The following is a 17,530-nucleotide window of genomic DNA, read 5'->3' as shown; positions in this document are numbered from 1 at the left end:
GATTATACATCCAAATCCTTTAAATATCATTGAGAATGTACCGAAACTTTCCGCTGTGAGAAAAGTGCTAGAAACACACTTGTTTCTAGCACTCGGGAGTTTTGAGACCTCAGGCTCAAAACTAAGTCATGGAACTTCTTCGAAGTTCGCTGACGTCCGTACTCACCTAAGGAAAGTTTTAAAATATAATTTTATTTTCAATCTAAGGATTCGGATAGTTTGTCCGGATCCTTTATTGTCTATTAGAAAGCTTGACAATATCTTTGACCTGATCAATTTTCTGAATCAGGTGAAGGCTTGTCTCATTGATCGGAAGATAGTAGACTTTATCTGCCAAAGATTCTGTAAAAGGACGATTCGTGAGTAAGATCACCTGTTGTCCTTTTTCTTTCAGCTCTTTCACCTGCTTTCTCACCTTTTGGTAAAAACGCTCATCGCAGATTTCTAGATCATCCACCAAGACACAAGCAGCGTCCAAACCCAATGATTCATTGGTTCCGTTTTGGGTCAGATAATAGGATGCGCCCGCTTTGACCTCATATAAGCCAGCTGATGGCTCAACCGGAAGGAAGGCTGGACCGGTTGCAACTTCTGCTTCTTTTTCCATTGCTACAAGATTGGCTAGGACCTGCAAATAGACAGGTGCTAATTTACTCAAATCCAAGAGTTCCTCAAACTCAAAACCACGTTTCAAAGCTTCTAAGATATAGAAGAGCCGGTGGGGCATATGACGAGCAATTTTCTGGATTAATTCATCATCGCTCATTTCCTCAGGAAGGATGGTCAGCAAGTTCTTGTCTTTAATGGTTTCTAGGGCTTGTTGATAAGCTTCATCGATTCTCTTTCCAAATCCATAAACTGCCCCATAAGAGTGAATTTGGGTATTGAGACGGGCATTTTTAGCAGCATCAGAAAAAATCGGGATCTTAAAGAAGATATAGTCCAAACTTGGTTCGTAAACAGCCTTTAGATCCTTTAATAAGGGGTGAGGCAAATGCTCGAGAGAGCGCCCTAATTGTAACTGAACTCCTTGCTCAAACAAGGAATAGCCCAAGCCCATAGAGGCCATCGAGATACTGTCTGAAGCAAATGGGTTAACTTCTAGGATATAAAAAGCATAGCTCGTCGGATCAAGAGCAAACTTGATGGAAACAGCTCCTGTCAGCTTCAAATAGCGACTAATGTGGATTGCTGCTTCACGAAGATTTTGAAACTCCCGGTCAGTCAGGGTGACCGCTGGCATAAATTGATAAGAGTCACTAGAGTGGATTCCGACAGGATCAATGCTTTCAATAGAGGCCGCCAGGTAGTGATTTTCTTCGCGATCCCGCATGACGACAAAATCCAATTCCTTAAAGCCATAGGTCGAAAATTCTAGCAAACACTGCTGACTTGGAGAGACTGAAAGTCCTGTTTCTACTGCTTCGCACAAGTCATCCAAGTTATGAGCAATCTTTCGCCCCTGCCCTTGCTTACTCGCTACCGGCCAGATCATAATAGGAAATTGAATGCCTTCAGAAAACTCGATGGCTTCGCGAACCGAACCAACCAGTGCGGAAGCGGGTACCTGATAGCCCAACTCTTGAAAGAGGCGTCGTTGATCCGCCTGCTGATAAAAACTACGGTAGCGTTGGAGGCTCGGTCCGATAATCATGATCGATTCGTCTTTGAAAAATCCAGTTTCTTCCAAACGAAACAAGAGATTCAAAATCTGTTTATCCGCAAAGGCTAAGAGCAAGCGAGATCCAGTATAAGAAAGAAGAGTCGTCCTAAGAGCATCCAACTTGAGCTTACTGACTACAACCTGTTCTCCAGCTTCCTGTGTGATAGCATTTTCTTCACCCAGATAAAGGACAAGAGCATTTCCATTCTTGGCATTGAGTTTTTGTGCTTCATTTACCGCAGCCAAGAGGCTAATATCCTGATAAGAATCTCCACATAGGAGAAGCAATTTCTGGTTTTCTTTCATCATTCCTTCTCCCTTCTACTTTCGTGAATTTTGGCATCAATCAACTCTAAAAATTCATCGTAAAAATAGAGATTGTCCCTTGGCCCTGGACTAGCATCCACTTGGAATTGAACCCCTAAAATCGGTTGGTAACGATGACGAAAACCTTCAATACTATGGTCATTTACGTTTTCATGCGTGACCAATAAATCATGAGGCAGACTATCTCTGGCAATACTATACAAATGATTTTGACTCGTTATCTCGATTTTTCCTGTCGCAATTTCACGCACAGGAATATTTAAGCCGAAATGCCCGACTTCCATGGGAGCTAGCTCAGCCCCGTAAGCTTGAGCCAGTACCTGTGCTCCCAAGCCCATGCCCCAGATCGGAATTTGACCATTGATTTTTTGGATCAAGCGACAGAGTTTTTTCACCTGATGGGGATCGCCAGGCCCACTGGATAAAATAACGCCATCGGGCTGCTGTTCCATCAGTTCATTATAAGAGATGTCATAGGGATAGACCGTAACATTACAGTCCCTTTGACTCAGCTGGCGTAAGACAGAGTGTTTGACACCTAAATCAATCAAGGCAATACTCTTTCCAAAACCTGGTACAGCATAGGCCGTTTTTGTCGAGACTTGACGCACTTGGTCTTTGGGAAGGACCGTTGCTCGCAACTGATCCAGGATATGCTCTATCGAATCCCCCTTGTTAATGACAGTCGCCTTCATCCGTCCATACTTGCGGACAATTTTTGCTACCTGTCTTGTATCAATCCCTACAATACCAGGGATTTTTTTTCGCTTCAAGAATTCATCCAAGGTCATCTGCTGCCGCCAATTACTTGGCATTTCCACCAAATGCTGAACGACTACTGCCAAACATGTCGGCGTAATCGATTCAGAATCATCTCTATTGATCCCTGTTGCGCCAATAACTGGAAAGGTAAAGGAGAGGATCTGGCCACTAAAAGCCTGATCCGTAATCAATTCTTGATGGCCTGTCATGGCAGTCGTAAAGACCAATTCACCAGTCACATATAAGTCTGCACCAAAGGCTTCTCCTTCAAATACAGTCCCATCCTCTAGGACCAATAATCGTTTCATCGAACCCCTCCCTTCTTTTACACTAATCCAATTTTATCATAGTTCCTCAAAAAAAGGAAAGTCAGATTCCATGTAGCTGTCTACTCTGTCCTCTTTCTTTCCTTTCAATGAATTGTCAGTTATCTTATTTTGCACCGCGACCTTTAAGGACGGCTTCAATGATGGCCATACGGACAAAGACACCATTGGTCATTTGTTCTACGATACGTGATTTAGGAGCTTCTACCAAGTGGTCCGCAATTTCAACGTCACGGTTGACTGGTGCTGGGTGCATCAAGATCGCTGTATCTTTCATACGGTCATAACGTTCTTGAGTCAAGCCATGAAGACGATGGTAGTTTTCTTTAGAGAAGAGTGATTCGTAATCATGACGTTCGTGTTGCACACGCAAGAACATCATCACATCTACTTCTTCAATGACTTCATCGATAGTGACGAAGGTTCCATAGTCTTCAAATTCTGCACTTCTCCATTCGTCTGGACCTGCAAAGTAGAGGGTTGCTCCCAAACGTTTCAAGATTTGCATATTTGATTTTGCCACACGTGAGTGATCCAAGTCCCCAGCGATACAAACTTTCAAGCCATCAAAGTGACCGAATTCTTGGTAGATGGTCATCAAATCAAGCAAGCTTTGGCTTGGGTGTTGACCTGAACCATCCCCACCATTGACGATAGAGGCTGTGATCGTTGGGCTTTCAACCAATTCTTTGTAGTAGTCCACTTCAGGGTGACGGATGACGCAGACATCTACACCAAGAGCTGACATGGTCAAGATGGTATCGTAAAGTGTTTCCCCTTTGTTCACAGAGCTTGTCTTCACATCAAAGTCAAGGAGATCACATCCCAATTTCAACTCTGCCACTTCAAAGGCTTTGTGGGTACGAGTTGAAGGTTCAAAGAAAAGGTTTGAGATGATGTGTTGATCTTCGTAGGTTGCTTTAGCTCCGTTTTTGAACTCAATCCCACGTTTGATCAATGCCATTACTTCTTCATTGGTAAGAGTTTCCATTGAGACAAGGTTTTTAAGAGCGATTTGATTTTCAGACATGTTGATTCTCCTTTTATAATGTGAATACAAAAAATTTACGATTTGTTTAAGCTTCTTTGATGAGGACGCGGTCTTGACCATCTAGCTCCACCATCTCGACAATGATTTCCTCTGACTTACTTGTCGGGATATTTTTCCCAACAAAGTCCGGACGAATCGGCAACTCCCGATGCCCACGGTCGACTAGAACCGCCAGACTCACTCGAGCAGGACGACCGTGACTGACCAGATTGTCAATGGCAGCGCGAATCGTGCGACCTGTATAGAGGACATCATCGATCAAAATGACTTCTCTATGAGCGATATCAACTGGTAAGACCGTTGTATCTTCTGTCGCCTTCATGTCATCTCGGAAAGGCTTGGTATCTAGTTCTGCTACAGGGACATCGATTTGTTCCAGCTGAGAGAGGCGTTCTTGGATCCGGCGAGCGATGTAAACACCACGCGTCTTGATCCCCACCAGCACAATCTGGCTCAAATCTTTGTTTCGTTCAATGATTTCGTAGGTGATCCGGGTAATGGCCCGTTTCATCGTCAAATCATCAACGACTTCTTTGGTTTTCATTCAGTCCTCCTTAATTGTAAAAGAAAAACCTCCTTTTTCAAGGAGGTTCAGCAAATGAATGGTCTAAGAGGATAGAGTCTCGCCCTATGGTCCTAGCCATTGTTTTTCACAGTCTCCTTGCCTGCCTCACGGGACAGGATTAAAGGATTTATTTAATTGAGATAACTATATCACAGTTTCAAACGACATGCAAGAAAAAACTTAACATTTTTCAAAAAAATTTAAAAAAATTTCTTTTCGTCCGAATAACGTTCGGCTTTTACTCAGAAACAGCCGATTTTCGCTTGATATTTTTGATCCCATAGAGCACATAGCCAGCCAAGAGATAGGCGATAAAAATGATCACCACCCATTTGCCAACAAAGGCCCAGCCGTATTTATTAACATTGATAAAGAAATAGGCAAAGGGACTATCTTTTGCACCTGGAATTGGCCACTTCAAGACCAATCCATTGAGAAGGGCAAAGAGCATGTAAGCCAGTGGAATCAAGGTCCAAAAGAAGGGATCGAGCTTTCGGTATTGCTTGGCTTTATCAATCACTAGGGTATCAAAGAAGAACATCAGAGGAACAATGTAATGACAGAGGAAGTTTTCCAAACGATAAAACTTCTCTGGTGTCGCAAGAGGCGCCAACATAAAGTGGTAGATGACACAGGTGATCATAATGGACATGGTAACTGCGCCTTTCATACGAAGGTAGCCCTGAGTCTGGGTCGAACGACCTCGAACCATGCGCCAAACCATGTCTCCCATGAAGAACATGACCAACATGTTAGATAAAATGGTGTAATAGAGCATCATGCCAAAGCCACCATGCTTGGTCAGTTGCAGATAAACACCGAGTACACTTAAAATAAACAATAGAAAACGATAGCTAAATAATAGTTTGAATTTCATAGTATCCTCCTGAAAGAAAAGGGGCTAGGCCCTTCTTCTTATCTTTAGATTTTCTTCACAAATTCTGATTTGAGTTTCATTGCACCAAAGCCATCAATCTTACAATCGATGTTGTGGTCTCCTTCAACGATACGGATATTTTTCACGCGCGTACCTTGTTTCAAATCTTTCGGTGCACCCTTCACTTTCAAATCTTTGATCAAGGTCACCGTATCGCCATCAGCCAATTTGTTTCCGTTGGCATCAATCGCTACGACACCCTCTTCTTCTTCGACCTCAGCTGGGTTCCATTCATACGCACACTCTGGGCACACCAAGAGCGCTCCATCTTCATAGACATATTCAGAGTTACATTTTGGACAGTTTGGTAAGTTATTCATTTTTATCTCCTTATTCAAATTAACTTTCATAGTATACCATGAAAGCGAAAATTTGACAAATCCTGCTCGACTGTAGCATTTTCATGAAAAAAAGAGGCGACTTGGCCTCCCTACATGGATGATATTTCTCAATCTTCCTGCAATTCTTGAATATCTCGAATCACCCGCACACCTGCTTGATTCTTCTCGCGCAGTTCAGCATCAGAGTACGGGAAGGTATTGATCAAGATACTCTCCATCCCGATACTTTGGGCAACAGCGACATCTGTTGTAAAGTCATTCCCCACCATGACCGTTTTCTCAGGGTTCAACTGGTGTTCTTTCATCACTTCCAAGAGAAAATCTGGCTGAGGTTTTCGAATACCTGCATCAGACGACAAGTAAATGGCATGGAAAAGCTCTCTCAAACCAACCAAATCAATCTCCGGATTGGTAAAATCTGCTTGGGCATTGGATAAGAGAAAGATTCGGCAACCTGCAGCTTTCATATCCTCTAATACTTCTTTCGTATGAGGATAAAGCTCCAACCGCTTGCGAGAAAGGACACGGAAAGTCCGCGAAATCAAACGTCCCCACTCTTTGAGGTGGACAACACTATTCCCGCTTGGATGGCCTTCTAAATACAATTGCACAAAGATAACCATCAGATCAATCTCAGGGTAGGCAACTTGTTTTTCCTTAGCCAAGTCTTCTTCGGCTTGTTGCACCAACTCTTTATAGCGCAGGCGCAAGCCTTCTCCTGTGTAGCTTGCCCCGTAGGATTGGTAGATCTGAGCCATGGTATCCCATAAAATGGGACTCGACTCATCCGTTTCGATGTCGACCAAGGTTCCATAAAAATCAAAAATATAGTTTTTAAATGCGTACTTGTGCGGATTCATCTCTCACTCCCGTAACAAACATCGTAAAGGTTGCCTTGCAGACATTGGCCCCGTCTTGATTGGTAATATCGACATCCACAACTCGAGTCGTCCGTCCACTGTGGACACATTCGCCATGGATCGTGAGGACATCCCCCAGACGCCCTGCTTTTAAGTAATTGATCGAGGATTGCAAGGTCACCCCATCGACCCCTTGAGAAACCACGACTAAACCACTGATCTGATCACACAGGGTAAAGAGATAGCCTCCATGCGCATTTCCATAATAATTGAGCGAGGATTCCACGACCTTGGTTGTCACCACTACATGACCATCTCTCATCTTTTCGATTTCGTAATTTTCAAATGCAGCAATTGCATCAAAGTGAAAATCTTTCATATTACTTGCCACCTTTTCTAGCATCTTTTCAACTCCTCTATCATACTACAATTAAGAAGCAGATACAAGCAAAGGGGCAATTCCTTAGAGCTAAAAAAGAACTAGATAGTTCTAGCTCTTTGCTTAAAATCTTAATTTTTCCCAATCATCGTCTGTCCGTTTGCGATAATAGAACTCTGACAAGTCCGGGTCTTCCATGACTTCCAGCAGAGGAAGCATATCGTAGGACAAATCCAACTTTTCTAATTGATCCTTCTCAACCCAATAAACTTCTCCTTCTTCAGACGATCTTAGCTGGCCTGTAAATTCTGTCGCCTTATAGCAAAAGACGATGTAGCGGCCACCCTCATCTTGTGGCCAGTCTTTGACTGCGACCAGTTTTGGATTTGTAATTGTAAGTCCTGTCTCTTCGTAGATTTCACGAATGACGGATTCTACAAGGCTTTCTCCTTCTTCGATATGGCCACCTGGAAAAGCATAGCCAGCCCAGTGAGTCTTTTCAGGTGAGCGGTATTGGAGGACTACTTTCCCATTTTCAAGATCTTCGACCATGCAAAGATTGCACAGTATAGTAGGCGTTGTACGTGACATATATTTCCTTCCTATGATATTGACAATTAATCAATATAAACTTTTTTCTTTATCTCTTTTTTCATGACAAAGAGATTCACCAGCTCATGGTATTCATCAAAGGCATCTAAAAGGGAGCCTCTTTGAAAGACAATTGACTTCTCTTTTAAATAATATTCCGAGTGAATCGTTACCGAACCATGATCATCAAAACTAAAGAAAAACACAATGAATAATACTAGGATCAGGCTAGCAAAGAAACTAAACAGTAGCCCCACTACATTCTTCCAATTGACTGCGTGAGTTCGATAAAAGCGATACCAGATATGGCAAAAAACTATCACAGCTCCTAGATATAACCAAGGATTCCACAAGAGAGGAGTAAAGGCATAGCCATAGTAACCTAATACAAAGTTAACAAAAACAAAAAGTAATAGAACCAGATACAGGATACTAAACAAGTTCACATACTTTCCCATGATTAAACTCTCCTTTGTAAACATTAGTCGAGATTTAAAAAACGAATAAATCTTCTTTTAAATAATAATCAATAGAATATGAACCCCCAATCGTAACAAATGATCAACGAGAGGCGTATCTGGATCACTATTTTTACTATCTAAGAATAGGCTGAGCGATAACAAAAGTAAAAGAATGGCAATAATTATTTTAAGAGACAGCATCATACCGCCAATAGCAAGAGCAGCTAGAAAGCCAAAAAATGGCAACGGGCTAAATAAAAATGACAAAAAACTGAAATAGAGCATAAACGAGGAAAGTATCAATAAGCCGTAAACAATCAACTTAGTGAAAATTGAGACTCTTTTACCTTCATTTTTCATTTTTGATAGTGAATAAATGACATAGATCATATAGATAAAAAGTAGCATATTGAATCATTCCTATGTTTTATAGATTATATTAATAGTTTAACTAAAACCTATTCCAAATACAACTAAAGACACTAACTTATCGTAGTCTCCCATCTCTGATCAAAGTTTCTTCACTTCTGCTACTACCTTTTGGATATGCTTCTCTCGCATGCTAGCGGTGTTCACATCTCGTCCGACTTCTCCCAAAATACAAACGCGCTTGGTTTTAATTCCACAGTGGTTCAAGACGGCATTCTTCAAAACAGAGATGCCATAACTATCAGGAATGTTGAGAGGGCCTGAAAAGATCTTATACCACCAAGTAGGTGCCATGGAGGTCGCATATATACTGGCTGTTTTCCCTTTGAGCAACTTCTTGAATTGCTTGCCTCTGAGGTAATTCCAGATAAAACTTCCCTGATCATTGGCTGAGTAGGCAATCCCCGGCGTAAAGACCCGATCAATCCAACCTTTCATGAGACTCGGCATACTACTCCACCAGATAGGATAAACAAAGATGAAATGATCTGCCCATTGGATTAATTCCTGAGAACGAAGGATAAAGGAATCTTCCTCCATCCGCTTTCGATATCCATAGCGAAGGACAGGATCAAATTCCTCTTCATTGAGACTGATCACTTTAAGCTCATGGCGACTTGAGTCAATAGTTTCGACAATGGTTTGAAAAATAGCCTGACAATAACTTTCCTTATCCGGATGACCATTGATGACCAGAATTTTCATTCGTCTTCTCCTTCATTTCTTTAGTTCATTCTATCTCTTTTATTTTTTTACTTGATTAATTGAAAATGGTTCAAAGATTGATAGATAGGTCCTTTAGGAATTTTTATTTGAAGAACACATCATCTGCAATTCCTTAACAGGTTTTCCAAGTTCAAGTATTTTTTCTTGGCCATCAAAAGTAAAACCCATTTTTTGATAGAAAGCAATGGCTCGCTTATTATCTTTCAATACCCATAAATAAATTTCAGAGAAATGATCGAGAGCAGCAAATGCAGCTTGCATTAACTGTTTACTCACACCTTTTCCATAGTAATCTTTTAAAACATATAAGGCGATGATTTCACCAGCTTGAATGGCTTCATCACAAAAATTTCCATAGCTGATAAATCCAACGACCTTCTTTCCATCCATCGCAATCAAGGTATTTTCTGGATACTTTTGACTAAAGAAACGACATCTATCTAATGTCATCGTCTCCTGATATTCCGCGGGTAAAAGATTGTCATAAGCCTCTCTCCACGTTTGCCAATGAACGAGAGATTTTCCTTCTATCTCTTCAGGAGTTTCCATTGTTTTAATGATAATCTTCATTCTTCCCTCCTATCTAATCCAAAGCCTTGACTTCCAACATCATATCGCGGATTTGCGCTGCCAGCTCGAAATCAAGCACTTCGACTGCTTCTTGCATTTGACCTTGCAGTTTCTTGACCAGTTCCTTGCGCTCTTGGCGGTTGAGACTGGTAATATCCACTTCCTTGTCTTCTTCCTTGGCCACCGCCTTGGTAACAGAGATGAGGTCACGGATTTCCTTCTTGATGGTTTGTGGGACAATGCCATGCTCTTCATTATAAGCCATCTGGATTTTCCGACGACGGGCTGTTTCATCGATGGCTTTTTGCATAGACTGGGTCATGGTGTCCGCATACATGATGACGTGACCCTCACTATTACGGGCAGCACGACCGATGGTTTGAATGAGGCCGCGTTCATTACGAAGGAAGCCTTCCTTATCAGCATCGAGGATGGCAACTAGACTCACTTCCGGTACGTCAATCCCTTCCCGAAGAAGGTTGATCCCGACCAAGACGTCAAAGACACCCAGACGCAAATCACGAATAATCTCCGTCCGCTCCAAGGTTTTAATGTCCGAGTGCATGTATTTGACCTTAACACCCATTTCTTTAAAGTAGTCGGTCAAGTCTTCTGCCATCTTCTTGGTCAGAGTGGTGACAAAAGTCCGCTCTCCACGTTCTACACGCGCATTGATCTCACCCAAGAGATCATCCATTTGCCCCATGGTCGGACGCACTTCCACCTCGGGATCGAGAAGACCTGTCGGACGAATGATCTGCTCGATGATAGTATCGGTTTGTTCCATCTCATAATCACCCGGTGTCGCAGACACATAGACAATCTGATGGACATGGCTTTCAAACTCCTCCCGACGCAGTGGCCGGTTATCCAAGGCAGACGGTAAACGGAAACCATAGTTGACCAGCATTTCCTTACGAGAACGGTCGCCATTGTACATGCCCTTGATCTGTCCCATGGTCATGTGACTTTCATCGATCATAATGAGAAAATCTTCTGGGAAGAAGTCAAGAAGGGTGTAGGGAGGCTCTCCTTCACTCCGGCCATCCATGTGACGGGAGTAGTTTTCGACCCCATTGGTGTAGCCCATCTCCCGCAGCATTTCAATGTCATACTCTGTCCGTTGTTTCAAGCGTTGAGCTTCTAGGAGTTTTCCTTCTTTTTCAAAGACCTTCAACTGCTCTTCTAGTTCCGCTTGAATCTTGGCAATGGCTACTTCCATATGGTCATCATTGGTCACGAAGTGAGTGGCTGGGAAAATAGCCAAGTGGTCCACTTCACCAAGGACTTGACCCGTCAAAGCTTCAACCTCACGGATGCGGTCAATTTCGTCCCCGAAAAACTCCACCCGGAAGGCATGTTCATCACGCGAAGCTGGGAAAATCTCGACCACATCCCCACGAACACGGAATTTCCCCCGTTGAAAGTCGATGTCATTGCGCTCAAACTGGATATCCACTAGGTCATTAAGCAGTTTATCACGAGAAATCTCCAGACCTGGGCGCAGGCTGACCACGCTGTCCGAGTATTCTTTGGGAGAACCCAAACCATAGATACAAGAGACAGAAGCGACAACGATCACATCGTTACGCTCTAACAATGCTGATGTTGCTGAGTGACGAAGCTTGTCAATCTCATCATTGACCGAACTATCTTTTTCGATATAGGTATCGCTAGAGGGCACATAAGCTTCTGGCTGGTAGTAATCGTAGTAAGATACGAAGTACTCAACCGCATTCTCAGGGAAAAATTCCTTGAACTCTCCATAGAGCTGGCCTGCTAGGGTTTTATTGTGGGCAATGACCAAGGTCGGCTTATTGACCTGAGCGATGACCTGGCTCATGGTGTAGGTCTTCCCCGTACCAGTCGCCCCCATCAGGATCTGAGCCTTTTCTCCTCCCTCGATGTTATCCACCAGTTGCTCAATAGCCTGCGGTTGATCCCCAGACGGTTGGTATTTGGATACTAGTTTAAATTTGTTATCTGTTACTCGATTAATCATCTCTTTGTCCTCACATATATAGACCTTATTTTACCATAAATCACTAGAATTCTCTGAGATGAGGAATGAAAGGGAAAACAACATATTACAAAATAATTAATTGGACACAAATTAGAGCGAAAACTAAACAAGACTCTCGCAATTACTTCGAAAGTCTTGTCTTTTATTCTAAAACAATGCAATACGTAATAAACATCAGTGTCCATGATATACAAAATTAGCAAGGTTTGCTCATCAGTATTGTTTTTACGTGATCAATTTACTACTTAACTTCTTGATTCCTTACCAAGAGGTAGAGAGTTGCTCCAAATGAGCATACAAGTCCAATAACGTAAGTACAGAGTTGCAAATTGGAAGCACTACCTAAAATGGTATCCGCAACAATATTATAAAATAGATAACTAGTCAATGGTTCCACTACTCTTTCTATGAATGGTTGTACCAAAATAGGAAATAGCAGCAAAATAGCTAAACTCCCCATTGGACTTTTGAAAAAATAACTTAAGAAGTAAGAAATTAAAAAATATTGGATGGAGCCAATCAAATAGAAACTGAAAAGTTCTAAACTGACACCATTTTCGCTACTAAAAAAATGAAACCATACAAGCAGTACAATGAAATATAAGGTTGATTGGATTAGTACATCACATAACTCTACGAACAGGATCCTAATTGAACTTAAGATCCTTTTTCCGCTTACCAAATAAACCAGTTTTGTTTCGTGAGCTTGTAACTCAACAAATGCATTAACACACCCAATACTAACAGAGAGCATTGATGCAAAAACAAGAGCTTGCTTTATAGATAATTGTACAACAGTATCATTGATTGAAACTGGTAAAACACCTAAGAGACACACAAAACCTATAAAAAGTGACTGTATAGCTATCTGGTACTTTACGGGTTTTAAACTATATTTTTTGACAATAAGACTAAAAAATATTCTTGCCATTCTTCCTCCTCATTCGAATCATTTCTACAAGCATTATGAATACCAAGAACAAGATCCCTTCAACTACTAAAAGTGTAAATCCATACAATTGGCTCGTTTGAGTCCCTTCAATTCGGCCAAAAGCAAATGACTTTGCTCCAATCAAAGGCAAGAGATTTTCTATTTTAGAGGAAATTCCTCTTAAAATACCTGATAAAGTGATTACCAATAACAAAACGTCTGCAATTAATGAAGTCATTGATTTTTTCGTTACTATTACTAAGAGTAAAGCTAATAGAGTAAGAACGATTGCAAATATCATAACTCTTACCGTAACATCTAAGAACAAAGTCAATTCTAAATAATTCTTTAAAGTTGAATCCAGAAAAACGAGTAAAACAACAGCATTTACTATAGAAAATACTAAAGTAGAAAGTATCGATAAGACAACCGAACTTGCAATAAAACCAGTAAGACGAACTTTCCAGTTAGGAATCAATAACTGAGTAAAACTATCATCACCAAATTGGTAATGGGTTGAATAAACAAGTGAAACCAAGATTGGTAAGAAAATAACACTTGCTTGGTAGGGGGAAGATAAAAGAGCATCCCTGACTGTATAGACTGGATTCGATGATAGCATAGATGGATCAAGGTTAACAGCCTGTCCATTTCCTTCTACTAAAGCATTTATCACCTGGATATTTTGAATTGAAAAAAATATGCTGACTCCCAAAATAAGAAAAAAAGTGAATTTAAAAGTAGGTAAACTACAATATTTATAGAGGTCACTAAAAAAGGAACGCTTCAACATATTATTCACCTTCTTTCCCTTCGAGTGCCTTAAAATATGCCTCCTCAAAAGATCCAAACTGTTTCAAAATGTCTTTGGTAGGAGCATCAATAACAATCTTCCCATTAGAAATCCCAACCAAATGATCTACAGTTAATTCTAACTCACTCATATAATGACTTGTCATTAATACAGTCTTACCTTCATTGACAAAAGACTGCAAAAAATTGCGTACCCAGCGTATTCCTTCTGGATCTAGTCCATTGATTGGTTCATCTAAAATTAAGATGTCAGGATTTGCTAATAAGGCTGTTGCTAAACCAAGACGTTGCTTCATTCCTAATGAATAGTCTTTTACTTTTTTATTTTTAGCTTCACTTAACCCCACCAACTCTAAACATTCCTTGCACCTATTTTTGTCAACGCCACAAGCCAAGCCAATCCACCGAAGATGCTGAAATCCTGTTCTAGTTGGATAAGGTTGACAACTATCTAGGAATGATCCAACAATACAAAAAGGATTATCTCCCAATTGAGAGTATTTTTTTCCATCGATCAACGCCATTCCCATTTGACTATTTTCTAAACCAAGTAAAATTCTAATTAAAGTTGATTTTCCAGATCCATTCGGTCCAATCAATCCGGTAATCTCACCTTTTTTGGCTTTGAAAGACACGTTTTGAAGGACAATTTTATTATTATATTCCTTATGTAGCTTTTGAATTGTTATCATTCATTCTTTTTCCTTTCTGACTTTTAGTGAAATTCCACCTTCACTTGGAGCAAGTATAACAGGAGAAAATCAGGAAATTCTCAGAATAATTATTTTTTTCATTTTCAACAAATTGCATTCTAGATTTGCTATAATATGCTCATATAATTGGAGGAACTATGAAGTATAAAATTTTAGCCATTGACGATGATGAAAAAATCTTACGATTAATAGCGAATACATTAAAAGCGAACAACTTTCACGTGGAAACTCGTAAAAATATAGAGGAGATTAATATCTGTGACTTTACTGGATTCGATCTAATTTTACTTGACGTCATGATGCCTATTTCTGGTTTAGAAATCTGTCGTTCCATTCGTTCACAAATTACTACTCCAATTCTATTTCTAACAGCTAAAGATTTTGAAGAAGATTTACTAAAAGGAATACAAGCCGGAGCCGATGATTACATCACAAAACCATTCAGCATAAAGGAATTGATTGCAAGAATTCAAATGCATCTTCGGAGGGAAGAAAGATCTCACAACGCCTCTAAAGAAGAGATGGATTCAAATATAACTTTTTATCGAGATAGTCAAGAAGTTTATTATCAATCAAAGAGAATTTCATTAACCAAGCGAGAGTTTGATTTACTTTATCTTTTAGCAAAAAATGAAAACCGAATATTTAGCATAGAAGAACTTTACAATTATCTTTATCCTGTAGACTCTGATGCACAACTACGATCCATTACTGAATACATCTATCAAATCAGACAAAAATTTAAGATTCATCAAATTGATCCAATCAAAACCGTTTGGGGAGGAGGATACAAATGGAAAAAGAATTGACAATCAAGCAACTCATTAAGCGTACCTACCTTAAAATCATTTGGCAATTTCTTCTATGTCTGATACTTTTTTACATAGTTCCAGCTCTTCTATCTTCTGTATCTGGAATTAATGAGAAAAATGTCAATCGCTTTGCTTTATTTTTTAGCGTCAGTTCTTGGATTTATCTTTGCATCATTTTAATTTTTATCATTGTAATAAATATTAGACAATTATTAACCAAGATTCAAAAAGAAATGAACATGGTTTATCATAGTGGACTATATTTCACCAAAAATGAACATCACCATTTGCAGATTAAAGAATTCATTGAAACAAACGATCTGATTGAAAAAATGCAATCTGATATAAAAAATAGAATTCAAAATGAAAAAGATCAAAAAAAAGAACTCATGTTTCAAGTATCTAGCGCTGCACATGATCTTCGTAGCCCTCTAACTGTTATCAGAGGAAATGCTGAATTCTTACAATCCACTGAGCAAACACCTCAAACAATGGAATGTCTAAAAGATCTTGAGCAAGCAAGCATTCAGTTAAACGATTATTTTAACCACTTTATCCAATATTCCAAAACCTTTTACGACCATGATATTCAACTTGAAAATATATCGATTCAACAATTAACTCATCAATTGAAGGAACATATTACTCCGTTACTCCCTAGAAGTACACAATTTGTTTTTTCAAATACAGTAACTCCATCAACACAAATTGCCATTCATTCCAATCTATTTTTTCGAGCAATCACCAATATTATTAATAATGCAATACAACATCAAAAAGAAAATGATGCAAAGATCCAGCTAACAATGTCACAAGAAAATAATCGATTAGTTCTAACCATATGGAATAATCAATCTACTTTTTCAAAAAATGTATTACACCATGCTGGAAATCTTTTCTATAAAGAGGACCAAGCAAGAACACCCTCTCAAGAAAGTCACTTTGGACTTGGTTTATCTTTCGTGAAACGCGTCATGAAACTTCATAATGGAACTATGCATTTAGAAAATATTCATAATGGTGCACAAGTCAAGCTAATCATTCCCATTATTATATAGAAAAAGCCGAACTCATCAATATGTGTTCGACTCAGAAGGCAGACAAACGTCATTTTTGGTGTTTGTCTTTTTCATATATGACTTTCAGACATTACACAGAGGTTAGTCATCAAACTTTTCTTTCCTCTCCCCTAAGCGATAGACAATCACTAGGGATACAAGAAGAACCAGAGTGGTGATGATTGATCCTTCTGCTCCAAATGCCCCTCCGGTCAACCAATCAGGACCAGATCCCATGGTAAAACTAAAGATAGACGCATCTGCGCCTGTGCCACTGACTTGAAAACCAAGGAGATTTCCTTGTACATAGTTCCAAGTGCCGTGTTGGGCGACCACTAGCCAGATACTATCCGTATAGATAAAAAGCAGACCAGCCAGCACTCCATCAAGGATGATATTCAGAACGGATAAGAAGGTCACTCCTGCATTTCCCATATGCAGAATGCCAAAGAGACTACTAGAAATCGCGATCGCTAAAGGCAGATTAGTTCTTGCAGCAATCCGAGTCAGAAGCCAACCTCGCGTCGCTACTTCTTCCGTCCCCCCTTGCAGAAGCCAAAATGGGAATAAACCAAGGATAAAAAACAAGGGCTCTAAACTGAGCTCATTTAACACAAAAGACCCGATGCCACTTACTTGGTAGACAAGCGCGATTACTCCCATTTGAACAAGTGAAATCATGATCCCCCAGACTAGATACTTGAGCCAATTTCTTTTTACAAAGCCTAAACTTGATAAATCATTCTTCTCTATGACCTTCACCCAAAAAATAAAGAGAAATAGTATGATTACAAAACTGAAAAGTTCATAATAGAGAAGATAATGATAGAAAAATTCTTGAATACTTGCTGTCCCATTTCCTGGCGAAAAGAACTCCACTAGAAAACCTATAACTAAGGAAAATGGTCCAACCAATTCACTACTAAGCCATAGTCCCCCTTCTATAAAGAAGGAGGCTAAAAATACATAGAATAGTGTAGAAATAAGAACTGGCATAGATGTGTTTGTTTTTATATCCTGAATGATCTTTCCTTTCTTCATGATCAACCTCCATTTATCTGATAGGTCCATTGTAGCAAAGAAAATCAAGAGCTGCAATATCGTTTCATGTTAGAAAACCTAACATCAAAACTGGATTTTTCTTGCATAGCAAAGTCTTTTCTGATATAATAGCTCTTGTAGAAAAACATAA

Annotated in this window: 20 protein-coding genes; 2 read left to right on the top strand and 18 right to left on the bottom strand. The window is 39.9% G+C overall.

Annotation, left to right across the window (positions count from 1 at the left end; genetic code table 11):
* Nucleotides 1-232: 232 nt before the first annotated feature.
* The 17 genes from O3646_RS01800 to O3646_RS01720 form a co-directional block, all read right to left on the bottom strand.
* The gene (locus O3646_RS01800; RefSeq protein WP_371610442.1) at nucleotides 233-1,972 is read right to left on the bottom strand and encodes a carbamoyl-phosphate synthase large subunit; all 1,740 of its coding nucleotides are present in this window, start codon (nucleotides 1,970-1,972) and stop codon (nucleotides 233-235) included.
* Nucleotides 1,969-3,060 (bottom strand): carbamoyl phosphate synthase small subunit, encoded by a 1,092-nt coding sequence (locus tag O3646_RS01795; protein ID WP_003007496.1) that lies wholly within the window; start codon nucleotides 3,058-3,060, stop codon nucleotides 1,969-1,971. Before O3646_RS01795 ends, O3646_RS01800 begins: the two co-directional genes overlap by 4 nt.
* Nucleotides 3,061-3,184: 124 nt before the next feature.
* The gene (locus O3646_RS01790) at nucleotides 3,185-4,108 is read right to left on the bottom strand and encodes an aspartate carbamoyltransferase catalytic subunit (RefSeq protein WP_061590599.1); all 924 of its coding nucleotides are present in this window, start codon (nucleotides 4,106-4,108) and stop codon (nucleotides 3,185-3,187) included.
* Nucleotides 4,109-4,154: 46 nt separating this feature from the next.
* Nucleotides 4,155-4,673: a bifunctional pyr operon transcriptional regulator/uracil phosphoribosyltransferase PyrR gene (gene pyrR / locus O3646_RS01785; RefSeq protein ID WP_003001719.1), complete on the bottom strand. Its 519-nt coding sequence runs from the start codon at nucleotides 4,671-4,673 to the stop codon at nucleotides 4,155-4,157.
* A 259-nt stretch (nucleotides 4,674-4,932) separates the two neighbouring features.
* A complete protein-coding gene (locus tag O3646_RS01780; protein ID WP_371610441.1) occupies nucleotides 4,933-5,571 on the bottom strand; it encodes a Pr6Pr family membrane protein in 639 nt (212 codons plus the stop codon).
* 44 nt (nucleotides 5,572-5,615) lie between these two features.
* Nucleotides 5,616-5,951, bottom strand: coding sequence for a zinc ribbon domain-containing protein YjdM (locus O3646_RS01775; protein ID WP_003016288.1), 336 nt, complete (start codon nucleotides 5,949-5,951; stop codon nucleotides 5,616-5,618).
* A 128-nt stretch (nucleotides 5,952-6,079) separates the two neighbouring features.
* Nucleotides 6,080-6,832, bottom strand: a complete 753-nt coding sequence (locus tag O3646_RS01770) for an HAD family hydrolase (RefSeq protein WP_371610440.1) — start codon at nucleotides 6,830-6,832, stop codon at nucleotides 6,080-6,082.
* Complete coding sequence (locus tag O3646_RS01765) at nucleotides 6,807-7,211, bottom strand: PaaI family thioesterase (protein ID WP_049507390.1); 405 nt, start codon at nucleotides 7,209-7,211, stop codon at nucleotides 6,807-6,809. The genes O3646_RS01770 and O3646_RS01765 overlap by 26 nt, the downstream gene beginning before the upstream one ends.
* Nucleotides 7,212-7,334: 123 nt before the next feature.
* Nucleotides 7,335-7,802: an 8-oxo-dGTP diphosphatase gene (locus tag O3646_RS01760; RefSeq protein ID WP_174221302.1), complete on the bottom strand. Its 468-nt coding sequence runs from the start codon at nucleotides 7,800-7,802 to the stop codon at nucleotides 7,335-7,337.
* A gap of 26 nt (nucleotides 7,803-7,828) precedes the next feature.
* The gene (locus O3646_RS01755) at nucleotides 7,829-8,260 is read right to left on the bottom strand and encodes a hypothetical protein (RefSeq protein WP_371610439.1); all 432 of its coding nucleotides are present in this window, start codon (nucleotides 8,258-8,260) and stop codon (nucleotides 7,829-7,831) included.
* Nucleotides 8,261-8,317: 57 nt separating this feature from the next.
* The gene (locus O3646_RS01750) at nucleotides 8,318-8,671 is read right to left on the bottom strand and encodes a diacylglyceryl transferase (protein ID WP_371610438.1); all 354 of its coding nucleotides are present in this window, start codon (nucleotides 8,669-8,671) and stop codon (nucleotides 8,318-8,320) included.
* Nucleotides 8,672-8,773: 102 nt separating this feature from the next.
* Nucleotides 8,774-9,397 (bottom strand): NAD(P)H-dependent oxidoreductase, encoded by a 624-nt coding sequence (locus O3646_RS01745; protein WP_371610437.1) that lies wholly within the window; start codon nucleotides 9,395-9,397, stop codon nucleotides 8,774-8,776.
* A gap of 93 nt (nucleotides 9,398-9,490) precedes the next feature.
* Nucleotides 9,491-9,988 (bottom strand): GNAT family N-acetyltransferase, encoded by a 498-nt coding sequence (locus O3646_RS01740; protein WP_371610436.1) that lies wholly within the window; start codon nucleotides 9,986-9,988, stop codon nucleotides 9,491-9,493.
* Nucleotides 9,989-10,001: 13 nt separating this feature from the next.
* Entirely contained in the window at nucleotides 10,002-11,990 is a 1,989-nt protein-coding gene (uvrB, locus tag O3646_RS01735) for an excinuclease ABC subunit UvrB (protein ID WP_371610435.1), read from the bottom strand.
* Nucleotides 11,991-12,252: 262 nt separating this feature from the next.
* Nucleotides 12,253-12,942, bottom strand: a complete 690-nt coding sequence (locus O3646_RS01730) for a hypothetical protein (protein WP_023918263.1) — start codon at nucleotides 12,940-12,942, stop codon at nucleotides 12,253-12,255.
* The gene (locus tag O3646_RS01725) at nucleotides 12,923-13,735 is read right to left on the bottom strand and encodes a hypothetical protein (protein ID WP_023918265.1); all 813 of its coding nucleotides are present in this window, start codon (nucleotides 13,733-13,735) and stop codon (nucleotides 12,923-12,925) included. Before O3646_RS01725 ends, O3646_RS01730 begins: the two co-directional genes overlap by 20 nt.
* 1 nt (nucleotide 13,736) lies before the next feature.
* Complete coding sequence (locus tag O3646_RS01720) at nucleotides 13,737-14,447, bottom strand: ABC transporter ATP-binding protein (RefSeq protein WP_200773363.1); 711 nt, start codon at nucleotides 14,445-14,447, stop codon at nucleotides 13,737-13,739.
* A gap of 158 nt (nucleotides 14,448-14,605) precedes the next feature.
* Here O3646_RS01720 and O3646_RS01715 point away from each other — a divergent pair, with 158 nt between their 5' ends.
* Together O3646_RS01715 and O3646_RS01710 are read left to right on the top strand one after the other, a co-directional pair.
* On the top strand, nucleotides 14,606-15,277 hold the full coding sequence (locus O3646_RS01715) for a response regulator transcription factor (RefSeq protein ID WP_031575109.1): 672 nt from the start codon (nucleotides 14,606-14,608) through the stop codon (nucleotides 15,275-15,277).
* Nucleotides 15,262-16,338, top strand: a complete 1,077-nt coding sequence (locus O3646_RS01710) for a sensor histidine kinase KdpD (RefSeq protein ID WP_003001732.1) — start codon at nucleotides 15,262-15,264, stop codon at nucleotides 16,336-16,338. Before O3646_RS01715 ends, O3646_RS01710 begins: the two co-directional genes overlap by 16 nt.
* Before the next feature lie 102 nt (nucleotides 16,339-16,440).
* Here O3646_RS01710 and O3646_RS01705 read toward each other — a convergent pair whose 3' ends face one another.
* Nucleotides 16,441-17,379 (bottom strand): CPBP family intramembrane glutamic endopeptidase, encoded by a 939-nt coding sequence (locus O3646_RS01705; RefSeq protein WP_371610434.1) that lies wholly within the window; start codon nucleotides 17,377-17,379, stop codon nucleotides 16,441-16,443.
* Nucleotides 17,380-17,530 lie beyond the last annotated feature (151 nt).

The sequence above is a fragment of the Streptococcus sp. 27098_8_148 genome, from assembly GCF_041432105.1.
Classification (GTDB): domain Bacteria; phylum Bacillota; class Bacilli; order Lactobacillales; family Streptococcaceae; genus Streptococcus; species Streptococcus parasanguinis_AE.
Note: the sequence above shows the minus strand (reverse complement) of the source record. Positions and strands in the feature narration are given on the sequence as shown.

Bases quoted from the DNA above. Each gene is read 5' to 3' on its own strand.
- O3646_RS01800 (WP_371610442.1), bottom strand. From the start codon at position 1,972: ATGATGAAAGAAAACCAGAAATTGCTTCTCCTATGTGGAGATTCTTAT.
- O3646_RS01795 (WP_003007496.1), bottom strand. From the start codon at position 3,060: ATGAAACGATTATTGGTCCTAGAGGATGGGACTGTATTTGAAGGAGAA.
- O3646_RS01790 (WP_061590599.1), bottom strand. From the start codon at position 4,108: ATGTCTGAAAATCAAATCGCTCTTAAAAACCTTGTCTCAATGGAAACT.
- pyrR (WP_003001719.1), bottom strand. From the start codon at position 4,673: ATGAAAACCAAAGAAGTCGTTGATGATTTGACGATGAAACGGGCCATT.
- O3646_RS01780 (WP_371610441.1), bottom strand. From the start codon at position 5,571: ATGAAATTCAAACTATTATTTAGCTATCGTTTTCTATTGTTTATTTTA.
- O3646_RS01775 (WP_003016288.1), bottom strand. From the start codon at position 5,951: ATGAATAACTTACCAAACTGTCCAAAATGTAACTCTGAATATGTCTAT.
- O3646_RS01770 (WP_371610440.1), bottom strand. From the start codon at position 6,832: ATGAATCCGCACAAGTACGCATTTAAAAACTATATTTTTGATTTTTAT.
- O3646_RS01765 (WP_049507390.1), bottom strand. From the start codon at position 7,211: ATGAAAGATTTTCACTTTGATGCAATTGCTGCATTTGAAAATTACGAA.
- O3646_RS01760 (WP_174221302.1), bottom strand. From the start codon at position 7,802: ATGTCACGTACAACGCCTACTATACTGTGCAATCTTTGCATGGTCGAA.
- O3646_RS01755 (WP_371610439.1), bottom strand. From the start codon at position 8,260: ATGGGAAAGTATGTGAACTTGTTTAGTATCCTGTATCTGGTTCTATTA.
- O3646_RS01750 (WP_371610438.1), bottom strand. From the start codon at position 8,671: ATGCTACTTTTTATCTATATGATCTATGTCATTTATTCACTATCAAAA.
- O3646_RS01745 (WP_371610437.1), bottom strand. From the start codon at position 9,397: ATGAAAATTCTGGTCATCAATGGTCATCCGGATAAGGAAAGTTATTGT.
- O3646_RS01740 (WP_371610436.1), bottom strand. From the start codon at position 9,988: ATGAAGATTATCATTAAAACAATGGAAACTCCTGAAGAGATAGAAGGA.
- uvrB (WP_371610435.1), bottom strand. From the start codon at position 11,990: ATGATTAATCGAGTAACAGATAACAAATTTAAACTAGTATCCAAATAC.
- O3646_RS01730 (WP_023918263.1), bottom strand. From the start codon at position 12,942: ATGGCAAGAATATTTTTTAGTCTTATTGTCAAAAAATATAGTTTAAAA.
- O3646_RS01725 (WP_023918265.1), bottom strand. From the start codon at position 13,735: ATGTTGAAGCGTTCCTTTTTTAGTGACCTCTATAAATATTGTAGTTTA.
- O3646_RS01720 (WP_200773363.1), bottom strand. From the start codon at position 14,447: ATGATAACAATTCAAAAGCTACATAAGGAATATAATAATAAAATTGTC.
- O3646_RS01715 (WP_031575109.1), top strand. From the start codon at position 14,606: ATGAAGTATAAAATTTTAGCCATTGACGATGATGAAAAAATCTTACGA.
- O3646_RS01710 (WP_003001732.1), top strand. From the start codon at position 15,262: ATGGAAAAAGAATTGACAATCAAGCAACTCATTAAGCGTACCTACCTT.
- O3646_RS01705 (WP_371610434.1), bottom strand. From the start codon at position 17,379: ATGAAGAAAGGAAAGATCATTCAGGATATAAAAACAAACACATCTATG.